Here is a 10842-nt window from a genome sequence, read left to right on the forward strand (position 1 = left end):
CTGCCGCCCCTCATCCGCCTGCCAGCACCTTCTCCCCGTAAACGGGGCGAAGGGGATAGCCGAAACCTCTCGGTCCCGGCAACGCCTCGTTTGGCACATCCCCTCGCCCCGTTTACGGGGGGCCGCAGGACGGGCCGAGACGAGTGGCTCGACCCCGATAAGGTGGGGGTGAGGGGCAAGTTTTCCGCACGAACCGAACAGCAGTGGCCGACACAGAGTAAAGAACGAAGAATGCGAGACCTGTCATGAAAGCAGTTGTTTGCCGGGAACCCGGCGTGCTCGACATCATCGACCGCCCATCACCCGCCGCGCCGGCGCCCGGCTGGGTGCGGCTGGCCGTCAGCCATGTCGGCATCTGCGGCACCGATTATCATATCTTCGAGGGCAAGCACCCTTTCCTCGAATATCCCCGGGTCATGGGGCACGAGATCTCGGCAACGGTGATCGAGGCGGGCGACGGTGTCGCGCTTGCGGCCGGCACATCGGTAATCGTCAACCCCTATCTCTCCTGCGGCCAATGTGTCGCCTGCATCAAGGGCAAGCCGAATTGCTGCACCAACATCAAGGTGCTCGGCGTTCATACCGACGGCGCCTTCTGCGAGGAGATCTCCGTTCCCGCCGATAATCTCTATCCCGCCAAGGGCCTGAGCCTCGAGGCGGCGGCGACGACGGAGTTTCTGGCGATCGGCGCTCATGCGGTACGCCGATCGCTCGCCGGCGCCGGGGCGCGCTCGCTCGTCATCGGCGCCGGGCCGATCGGGCTCGGCGCTGCGATCTTCTCGCGCATCGCCGGCCATGACGTAACGCTGCTCGATACCAGCGCCGAGCGGCTGCAGATGGCCGCCGAGCGCTTCGGCTTCACCTCCGGCATCGTCGCCGATGAAGGAACCGCGAATGCCGTGCGGGAAAAGACCAATGGCGACGGTTTCGATGTGGTCTTCGACGCGACGGGTTATGGTCCGTCGATGGAGAAAGCCTTCTCCTTCGTCGCCCATGGCGGCGCACTGGTGCTGGTCAGCGTCGTCAAGGACGATATCCGCTTCTCCGACCCCGAATTTCACAAGCGCGAAATGATGTTGATCGGCAGCCGCAACGCCACGCGTGCCGACTTCGAGCATGTGGCGGATTCGATTGCCAAGGGGCTTGTGCCGGTGGACAAGCTGATCACCCACCGCACGACGCTCGATAATGCGCCGCGCGATCTCGCCCGCTGGGCGCATGAGAAGAGCGGGCTGATCAAGGCGGTGATCCGGGTTGCGGGGTAGGTAGGCCTATATCATGCCCGCCGAGTGCTGCGCGTGGATACTCGGGTCAAGCCCGAGTATGACGGAGAGTGGGGAAGCCGGTGCGGCAAGAGGCGGGACGTTCGGGATTGCTCAAAGCAAAGCGGATCTGCGCTCCCGCAAAGAGCTCCAAGCTTTTGTTGTTAGGCAATTTCGGACGGAAAACCGTTTCACACTTTTCCTGGAATTGATGAATTCAACCGCGACAACTGCAAAAACCGCTGCGCTTGCGGTACTGCGTCACAGGCTCCCCCACTCTCCGTCGTCCTCGGGCTTGACCCGAGGACCCATGGCCGCAAGCGCTCCATTCGCGTTCCAAAACCGCGACCGGCTTCCGGTAAGAGCACAGAACGCCTAACCCATCGCTTCGATCGCCCTACACATCTGCCTGACCACTTCAACGTCCGTCTTGTTCGCACTCTTCGCCTCGAAACCAAACGCCACCGCGCGCGGATCGGCGCTTTCGACCAGCGAGCTGCAGGATCCATGCACTTCCCAGGCGCCGGTCGCACGGAGAATTTCGCCGACATTGGCGGGGCGGATGCCGCTGCCGGGCATGATCGAGATGCGGCCGGCCGCTTTCTCTGAAAGACGCTTCAGCGTGTCGATCCCATCGGCGGCCTTGACCGCGCAGCCGGAGGTGAGGATGCGTTCGCAGCCGAGTTCGATTGCCTGTTCCAGCGCCTGATCGGCGTCCGGCACCAGGTCGAAAGCGCGGTGCAGCGTCGAACCGAGGCCGACGGCATGCGCTTTCAGCCGGCGGATCAGCGGCAGGTCGAGCGTGCCGTCCGGGCGGTTGGCGCCGATGACGACGCCGGCGAGGCCGGCGGCGCGCACCGCCTCGATGTCGAGCATCATCGCCTGCTCGTCGAGGCCGTCGAAAATGAAGGGGCCGGCATGCGGGCGGATCATGGCATAGATCGGAACGGGCGCCCGGGCAGCGATCCGCATCAGGCTCGGCAGTGGCGTCAGGCCGCCGAGCTCCAGCGCCGAGCAGAGCTCGATGCGGCCGGCGCCGCCTTCGATCGCGGCAGCGAGACCCGCGGCGCTGTCGACGCATACTTCGAGCAAAATCGTCATGCAGTCTCCCTGGCTCCGTCGACCTGTCTTGTGATGTGCGCGGCCGTTTCCGACGTCATTCTGGCAGCCGCAGCGATGATCATCTCGCAGGCATCGGCAGCGGCTTTTCGATGGTTGAAGGCGACGTGATAGGACATCGGCAGACGCTCGTCGAGATCGACGATGCGCACCTTGTCGGCGATCGGCATGGCGCTGACGCGGCCGAGGAAGGAGACGTAGCCGTGATTGGCGACGAGGTCGACGATGACAGGCAGCGAATCTGCCGCGGTGATATCCCGGCTGCGCAAGCGCCGGTCGGGTGCGCGCTCGTCGCTGAAGACCATGGCCGCGTGGCCGAGGCCGGTGCGCGGGCTCGGCGTGCAGATCGCATGCGCGGCGACGAGTTCGGCGACCGAGGTTTGCGTGCTTTGCGGCGGTGCGATCACCACCATGTCGGTCTGCAGCAGTTCGCGATGCCGGAAGTGCTCGAGGCCGAAGACCGAATCCAGGATGGCGACATCGATGCGGCCGCTCTTCAGCGCCTCGCGCAGGTCGTCGGCGGTCATCGAGACCAGCGAGATCGCATTGTTGCTGCGGTGCGCATTCCACTCGGAAACGAGCAAGCCCAAGCAGCGCGCCACCCAGCTTTCCGATCCGGTCGGGATGATCGAGCCGATGCGCAGCGATCGGGCGGTGCGCCGGTAGCGCTCGTCTGCGGCCGATTTCAGATCGTTCCACGCCTGGCTGATCGCCATGAAGATCTGGTAGGCGTGCCGGCCCTCCTCCGTCAGCACCGAACCCTGCGCCTGCCGCTCGAACAGGCGGCGACCAAGGAACTCCTCGAGATTGGCAAGCTGCAGCGAAAGCTGCGGTTGCCCCAAGCGAAGGCGGCGGGCGGCGCGGTTGATGCTGCCCTGGTCAGCCACCTCGAGAAAACGCTCGATCGCGACGACCTTGACGGGAATACGCGACGCCCAGGATTCGTAAGCCCCGGCGGTCGCGCTCTCATGGCCCACGAGTTGATGAAGCTGCCCGATCGCAGCAGTGATCGGCTCCAGCCCTTCCTGCACCCTGTCGCTTGCGAGCAGCGTCGCCAGCTCGCCCGACGAACGTTCGGTCAACTTCATCGCCAATTCGGTTTCAAGCTGGCGGATCGCCGTCGAGGCGGTGGAGGGCGACAGCTGGAAGCGGCGCGCGGTCTCGCGGACCGAGCCGGAACTCAGGACATGGCCGGCAATGAAAAGGGCACCCAGATGCAAAGAACTCGCTCCGAAAGCGCTGGAAAAACCGGACGATATGATGTGTTCGGCAAAAAAGATATCCCCGCCTGAGGATCGGCGTTCTATCGTCTGCACATAAAAATCCGGGCGGCGATGTTTTCGCAAGAAGAGCACCGGAACACCGTGGAAACACGCAAGGGGACAAAAACAAATCGCGCCGGCCCTGGAAAAGGGAATGCGTTTCCGCGCAGGGAGATGCGTTCGCCGCCATAATCGTCAGCGCGACCGCAAATACTGGAGGGGGCTTGCATCGATTTTTCGGGTAGGCACGCTATTTCCATGACGCACGCAATTCGGATGATGGCGGCCTCACCGCCCTCGCCGGCGGATTTCCTGCGCGCAAGCTCCCGGGCTTGAGCCTTATCAACGGTGTTTAAAAGGGGATATTCCATGCTGAAGAAACTCGCACTTGCCGTTTCACTCTCCGCCTTCGCGGCGGGTGCGGTTCAGGCCGCAGACGTCGTCGTCTCGTCGAAGATCGATACCGAGGGCACGCTGCTCGGCAATGTCATCGCGCTGGCACTCGAAGCGAACGGCATCAAGACGCAGGACCGTATCGCGCTTGGCGCCACACCCGTGGTGCGCAAGGCGATCACCGCAGGTGAAATCGATATCTATCCCGAATATACCGGCAATGCCGGCTTCTTCTTCAACAAGGCCGACGACGCCGCCTGGAAGAACAACGAGCAGGGTTACGAGCTGGCGAAGAAGCTCGATTACGAAGCCAACAAGATCGTCTGGCTGACGCCGTCGCCGGCCAATAACACCTGGGCGCTTGCCGTGCGCAACGACGTCGCCGAGCCGAACAAGCTGAAGACCATGTCGGACTTCGGCAAATGGGTCGCCGGCGGCGGCGCCGTCAAACTTGCGGCTTCGGCCGAGTTCGTCAATTCCGCCGGCGCGCTGCCCGCCTTCCAGACCACCTACGGCTTCCAGCTGAAGCCCGACCAGACGGTCGTGCTCTCGGGCGGCGATACCGCGGCGACGATCAAGGCGGCCGCAGACCAGACGAACGGCGTCAACACCGCCATGGTCTATGGCACCGACGGCGCGATCGAGGCGGCCGAGCTCACCGTTCTCGAAGACGACAAGGGCGTGCAGCAGGTTTATGCGCCGACTCCGATCATCCGCGAGGAGGTGCTGAAGGCCAATCCGAAGATCGAGGAAATCCTCTCGCCGATCTTCAAGAGCCTGAGCGCCGACGAATTGCGCAAGCTCAACGCCAAGATCCAGGTCGACGGCGAGCCCGCAAAGTCCGTCGCCGAAGCCTATCTGAAGGAAAAAGGCTTCCTGAAGTAATCATCGCCCGCTCCGCCCCTCGCGGGCGGAGCCTCCCTTTGCCGACAGGCCAGACAGGGTTGGATTGATGGAAGAAACCTCAGCGGTCCGCAGGCTGGACCGGCTTGGCGTGGTTCTGGTGGCCGGCGGCATTGCGGCGACGGCGCTGATGCCCTTCATCTATGTCAAGGCGAACCGCATCGCCGCCGGCAAGCCGATGCTGCTGACGCAGCTTCTTCCCCAGCCCTCCGTCATTGTCCTTATCGCCCTCCTCGTCCTGACCGCCTTCGCCACCTTGTTCCTCGCCAATGCAGTGGCGCGGCTTGTGGTCGCCACATTTTGCCTGGCGGCGCTGGTCGCGGCGATCGGCCTCGTCTCGACCGCGGCGACGCCGCCCGGCAGCACGGTGGCGCGCATGACGCCCGGCGGCGGTTTCTGGCTGCTGTTTGCGGTGATCGGGCTGATCATCTCGGACGCGCTGGTCAAAATCCGGCTGGCGCCCTGGATGCGGGTGGCAGCGCTGGCAGCTTACACGGCGCTGCTCTTCACCTTCCTCGCCTCCGGCCTGCTCGACAGCCTGTCGATCATGAAGGAATTTTCCACGAGGGCGGCGCAGTTCCGGACGGAGGCATTTTCGCATCTGCTGCTGGCGCTGGGCTCGCTCGTTATCGCCATCGTTCTCGGCCTGCCGCTCGGGATCCTCTGCTTCTGGGTGCCGAAGCTCAGGGCCGTCGTGCTGCAGGGCCTGAGCCTCATCCAGACGATCCCCAGCCTCGCGCTCTTCGGCCTGCTGATGCTGCCGCTCGGCTATCTCGCCACGCATGTGCCGCTGGCGGCCGCTGTCGGCATCCGCGGCATCGGTACGGCGCCGGCGTTGATCGCGCTGGTGCTCTATTCGCTACTGCCGATCGTCGCCAATACCGTCGTCGGCCTGCAGGGCGTCGATCCCTCCGTGCGCGATGCGGCGGCCGGCATGGGGCTGACCCGCCGGCAGATCCTCACCGGCATCGACATGCCGCTCGCCTTTCCCGTCATCCTCACCGGCATCCGCATCGTGCTGGTGCAGGCGATCGGCATGGTAACGATCGCCGCTTTGATCGGCGGTGGCGGTTTCGGCATCTTCATCTTCCAGGGGCTCGGCCAGACCGCGATGGACCTCGTCCTGCTCGGCGCCGTGCCGACCGTCTTCTTCGCCTTCTCATCGGCCGTCATCCTTGATGCGGTCATCGACAGCATCCGGGGGCCTGCCGCATGAGCATGATCGAGATCAGGAACGTTACCAAGCGCTACGGTGCGGCCACTGTCGTCGACAGGGTCTCGATGCGTGTCGAGAAGGGCGAGATCACCGTCATCGTCGGCACATCGGGCTCCGGCAAATCGACGCTGATGCGGATGATCAACCGGCTGGTGCCGATCAGCGAAGGCGAGATCTTCGTCGGCGGGCAGAATGTGATGGACGTCGAGGTCACCGAACTTCGCCGCAAAATCGGCTATGCCATCCAAGGCCACGGCCTGTTTCCGCATCGGACCGTGGCGCAGAATATCGCCACCGTGCCGCAGCTGCTCGAATGGGATTCCAAACGCATCGCCGCCCGCGTCGAGGAGCTGCTCGGGCTTTTCAACCTCGATCCGGCTGAGTTCGCCGACAAATATCCGCATCAGCTTTCCGGCGGCCAGCAGCAGCGTGTCGGCGTCGCGCGGGCGCTGGCCGCCGAGCCGGAACTGCTGTTGATGGACGAGCCCTTCGGCGCGCTCGATCCCGTCATCCGCGGCAAGGCGCAGGACGACCTGCTGGCGATCCAGAAGCAGTTCGGCACAACCATCATCCTCGTCACCCACGATATGGACGAGGCCTTCCATCTCGGCAATCAGATCGCGGTGATGAGCAAGGGCCGATTGCTGCAATGCTCGACGCCGGAAAAGATCCTCACCGAACCCGCCGATCCCTTCGTGCAGCAGCTGACCGGCACCTCCGACCGCGCGCTGAAGCTGATGTCGCTGCTGCCGCTGAAGGAGAGCATGGCGCCGGCCAAGGGCGGTCTTTCCTATGCCTTGCCGCAGTCGCTCAGCCTGCGCGACGCGCTGGCCGAAATGATCTGGCAGGGAGTCGACGAGGCGGCGGTGCAGGACGGCGAAAAGGCGCCTGTGGGATCGATCTCGATGGCGCGGCTGCTCGAACTGGGCCGTAAGGCATGAAACTCGTCGCCGCCAATTTTTTTCGCGTGGCCGCGCTTGCCCTGCTGCTCATCCTGCTGTTCAGGACGGATTGGCTCTCCTTCCTGTTTGTGCCGCTGACGAACAATAATGCGCCCGCCGTCTATACTCAGAACAGCCTTGCCTCGCTCGCGCTCGGGCATCTGCAGCTCGTCGTCGCCTCGATCGCCTGCAGCGCCGTGCTTGCCGTTCTCGGCGGCATCTTCGTGACGCGGCAAAGCGGCGCCGATTTCCTGCCGCTGTCGCGCGCCATCGCCAATGCCGGGCAGACCTTCCCCCCTGTCGCGGTGCTGGCGCTGGCCGTGCCCGCCACCGGCTTCGGCGCCATGCCGACGCTGATCGCGCTCTTTCTCTACGGCCTGTTGCCGATCTTCGAAAACACCGTCGCCGGCCTGAAACAGGTGTCGCCGCAGGTGCTCGACGCCGCCGACGGCATGGGCATGAACGGCACGCAACGTCTTTTCCGCGTCGAGCTCCCGCTTGCCCTGCCGCTGATCCTCGAAGGGCTGAAGGTCGCGACGGTGATCAATATCGGCACGGCAACGATCGGCTCGACGGTTGCGGCCAAGGGCCTCGGCGAGGTGATCATCGCCGGGCTGATATCGGATAATACCGCCTTCATCCTGCAGGGCGGGCTGATCGTCGGGCTGATGGCGGTGCTGATCTATGACGCCATGGGCCTCCTCGAAGGTGCGATCACCCGAAGAATCGGCTTGCGCGCGGCTTAAGATGACCGCTACCAAGGCTGCCGTGATCGACGCAATGGGAGGCAGAATTGGCGAAGATGATCCACTCCATGATCCGTGTTCTCGACGAGGCGCGCTCGGTCGAGTTCTACGGCAAGGCGTTCGGTCTTACGATCGCCGACCGCGTCGACTTCGACACCTTCACGCTGATCTATCTGAGCAATGCCGAGACCGGATTCGAGCTGGAGCTGACCGTCAACAAGGGCCGCACCGAAACCTATGATCTCGGCAAAGGCTATGGCCATCTCGCCGTCTCGGTCGAAGAAGTCGCCATTGAGCGCGAGCGCATGGTGAAACTGGGGCTCAAACCCGGCGAGCTGGTGGAGCTCAACCGCGACGGCAAGTTGTTCGGCCTATTCTTCTTCGTCAGCGATCCCGACGGCTACAAGATCGAGGTGCTGCAGCGCCACGGGCGGTTTCTCTAGGAGATAAGATGATTGTGAAAACTGCGCTCGATTCCGGCTGGACGCTTCACTGCAACGATACAGGAAGGCCGGGACTGCCGGATGCGATACCGGCGACGGTGCCGGGCTGCGTCCATACCGACCTTCTCGCCAACCGGCTGATCGCCGATCCCTATATCGACGTCAACGAGATCACCAATGACTGGATCGGCAAGACCGACTGGACCTATTGCTGCCGGTTCGAGGCCGCGCCGGATGAGGGCAGAGTGCAGGAGCTCGTCTTCGACGGGCTTGATACGATCGCCGTCATCCGCCTCAACGGCGAAGAGATCGGCCGCACTTTCAACATGCACCGCACCTACCGTTTCGATGTTTCCGGGCTGCTGAAGGCCGGCGTCAACGAACTCTCCGTCACCTTCCGCTCCGCCTATGCCTATGGCGCAGAGATGGAGAAACATTACGGCTACCGCCCCAACAACTACCCAGGCCCGGGCAATCTGATGCGCAAGATGGCCTGCAATTTTGGCTGGGACTGGGGGCCAACGCTGGTGACGGCGGGCGTTTGGAAGCCGGTGCGTCTGGAAAGCTGGGATCGGGGGCGGCTTGCCGAGACGCGGGTGTCTGCAAGCCTTGCCGGCGGCGACGGACTGGTGATGGTACATGCGAGACTGGCGCGGCATGGCGATCACGGGCCGTGCAGGCTGGCCGCCGAAATCGGCGGCGTGACCAAGACAGTAGCAATTGGCCCCGGCGAAGACGCGGTTTCCTTCGCACTCCGCCTCCCCTCGCCGCAGCTCTGGTGGCCGCACCATCTCGGTGCGCAGCCGCTCTATCCGCTGATGCTCACGCTGATCGACGAGGCCAGCGGCGATCTGCTCGACAGCTTCGATCGTGAGCTCGGCTTCCGTTCGCTCAGGCTCGATACCTCGGCCGACGCGCACGGCTCGGCCTTTACCTTCGTCATCAACGACGTGCCGCTGTTCATCGCCGGTGCCAACTGGATTCCCGACGATTGTTTTCCGTCGCGGGTGACGCCCGAGCGTTACGCCGCACGGATCGACGAGGCGAAGGCCGCCAATATCCATATGCTGCGCGTCTGGGGCGGCGGCATCTTCGAGCGTGATGAGTTCTACGCTGCCTGCGACCGGGCCGGCATGCTGGTCTGGCAGGATTTCCTCTTTGCCTGCGCCGCCTATCCGGAGGAGGAGCCGCTTCGAAGCGAGGTCGAGGCGGAGGTGCGCGACAATGTCGCGCGGCTGATGCCGCATGCCTCATTGATCCTCTGGAACGGCAACAACGAGAATATTTGGGGCTTCGACGAATGGGGCTGGCGGCCGGTCATCAGGGCCTGCGAGAGCTGGGGGCTCGGCTATTATCTCGACCTGCTGCCGAAGCTCTGCCGCGAGCTCGATCCCGACCGGCCCTATTATCCCGGCAGCCCCTATTCCGGTTCGATGGAGATCGAACCCAATGCCGACGGACATGGCTGCAAACATATCTGGGACGTGTGGAACGATGTCGGCTACGAGGTATACCGCAACTATGTCCCGCGCTTCTGCTCCGAATTCGGCTGGCAGGCGCCGCCCGCCTGGGCGACGATCGAAGAGAGCGTGCACGATCAGCCGCTGACGCCACAATCGAACGGCGTTTTCCATCATCAGAAGGCGACGCAGGGCAATGACAAGCTGATCCGCGGCCTCGCCGGCCATCTGCCGGAGCCAAAGACGATGGAGGACTGGCACTTCGCCACCCAGCTCAACCAGGCGCGCGCCATCCGTTTCGGCATCGAGCACATGCGCTCGCATCGGGCTATCTGCAAGGGTGCGGTGGTCTGGCAGTTCAACGACTGCTGGCCGGTGACCTCCTGGGCCGCGCTTGACTCGGCCGGACGCCGCAAGCCGCTCTGGTATGCGCTGAAATCAGCCTATGATCCGCGCCTGCTGACGATCCAGCCACGCGAGGGCGGACTGGCTGCGGTCGCCGTCAACGAGAGAACGCTGTTCTGGCGGGCGAAGATTGCCGGCAAGCGTTTGACGCTCGATGGAACCGTGCTCGCCGAATTCGAATTCTGGCGGCTGCTCTGCGACCGTTTCGAAGCGAAAGAGTTTCCGCTGCCGAGCAATATCGTCACTCCGAACTTACCGAAGGACGAAGTCGTTGTCGTCGAGATGCTGGACCGGCGGGCGTTTCACTATTTCGTCGAGGATATCGACCTCGCCCTGCCAGCGCCGCGGCTGAGCGTCGATGCCACCGGGATCGACGGAGGCTTCGCCATCAGGGTGACGGCGGAGAATTTTCTCAAGGACCTCTGCCTGATGGCGGATCGGCTGGATCCGGAGGCGGTTGTGGATTCGATGCTGGTGACGTTGTTGCCGGGCGAGAGCCATGTGTTTGCGGTGAAGACGGTAAAGGCGATCAGGGCAGAAGATATCGCCGTCGGCACCGTGCTGCGATCGGCCAATGATCTTGTTGCCGGTTCGCGCCAGTGACTGCCCCTCACCCTAGCCCTCTCCCCCGCTTGCGGGGAGAGGGGACGTGCCCTGCGAGAGTTTGGTGGGAACGGAGAGCTTGCGGCATG

At 63.8% G+C, this 10842-nt stretch carries 9 protein-coding genes; 7 read left to right on the forward strand and 2 right to left on the reverse strand.

The features are described 5' to 3' along the window. Positions 1-245: 245 nt before the first annotated feature. On the forward strand, positions 246-1265 hold the full coding sequence (locus tag AC13QO_RS27040; RefSeq protein WP_488542413.1) for a zinc-binding alcohol dehydrogenase family protein: 1020 nt from the start codon (positions 246-248) through the stop codon (positions 1263-1265). A 372-nt stretch (positions 1266-1637) separates the two neighbouring features. Here AC13QO_RS27040 and AC13QO_RS27045 read toward each other — a convergent pair whose 3' ends face one another. Beyond that, a complete protein-coding gene (locus AC13QO_RS27045) occupies positions 1638-2363 on the reverse strand; it encodes a copper homeostasis protein CutC (protein WP_488542414.1) in 726 nt (241 codons plus the stop codon). Further along, positions 2360-3601, reverse strand: a complete 1242-nt coding sequence (locus AC13QO_RS27050; protein WP_488542415.1) for a LysR family transcriptional regulator — start codon at positions 3599-3601, stop codon at positions 2360-2362. Before AC13QO_RS27050 ends, AC13QO_RS27045 begins: the two co-directional genes overlap by 4 nt. Positions 3602-4012: 411 nt before the next feature. Here AC13QO_RS27050 and osmF point away from each other — a divergent pair, with 411 nt between their 5' ends. The 6 genes from osmF to AC13QO_RS27080 all read left to right on the forward strand — a co-directional run bounded on the left by osmF (position 4013) and on the right by AC13QO_RS27080 (position 10753). Then, on the forward strand, positions 4013-4921 hold the full coding sequence (gene osmF / locus AC13QO_RS27055) for a glycine betaine ABC transporter substrate-binding protein OsmF (RefSeq protein WP_285191837.1): 909 nt from the start codon (positions 4013-4015) through the stop codon (positions 4919-4921). A 67-nt stretch (positions 4922-4988) separates the two neighbouring features. Continuing rightward, on the forward strand, positions 4989-6155 hold the full coding sequence (locus AC13QO_RS27060) for an ABC transporter permease (protein WP_488542416.1): 1167 nt from the start codon (positions 4989-4991) through the stop codon (positions 6153-6155). Continuing rightward, positions 6152-7096: an ABC transporter ATP-binding protein gene (locus AC13QO_RS27065; protein WP_488542417.1), complete on the forward strand. Its 945-nt coding sequence runs from the start codon at positions 6152-6154 to the stop codon at positions 7094-7096. Before AC13QO_RS27060 ends, AC13QO_RS27065 begins: the two co-directional genes overlap by 4 nt. Then, positions 7093-7842: an ABC transporter permease gene (locus tag AC13QO_RS27070; protein ID WP_488542418.1), complete on the forward strand. Its 750-nt coding sequence runs from the start codon at positions 7093-7095 to the stop codon at positions 7840-7842. Before AC13QO_RS27065 ends, AC13QO_RS27070 begins: the two co-directional genes overlap by 4 nt. Positions 7843-7889: 47 nt before the next feature. Further along, positions 7890-8285 (forward strand): VOC family protein, encoded by a 396-nt coding sequence (locus tag AC13QO_RS27075; RefSeq protein WP_488542419.1) that lies wholly within the window; start codon positions 7890-7892, stop codon positions 8283-8285. A gap of 8 nt (positions 8286-8293) precedes the next feature. Then, a complete protein-coding gene (locus AC13QO_RS27080) occupies positions 8294-10753 on the forward strand; it encodes a glycoside hydrolase family 2 protein (protein WP_488542420.1) in 2460 nt (819 codons plus the stop codon). Positions 10754-10842: the final 89 nt, after the last annotated feature.

This window comes from Rhizobium sp. CNPSo 3670, assembly GCF_057784555.1.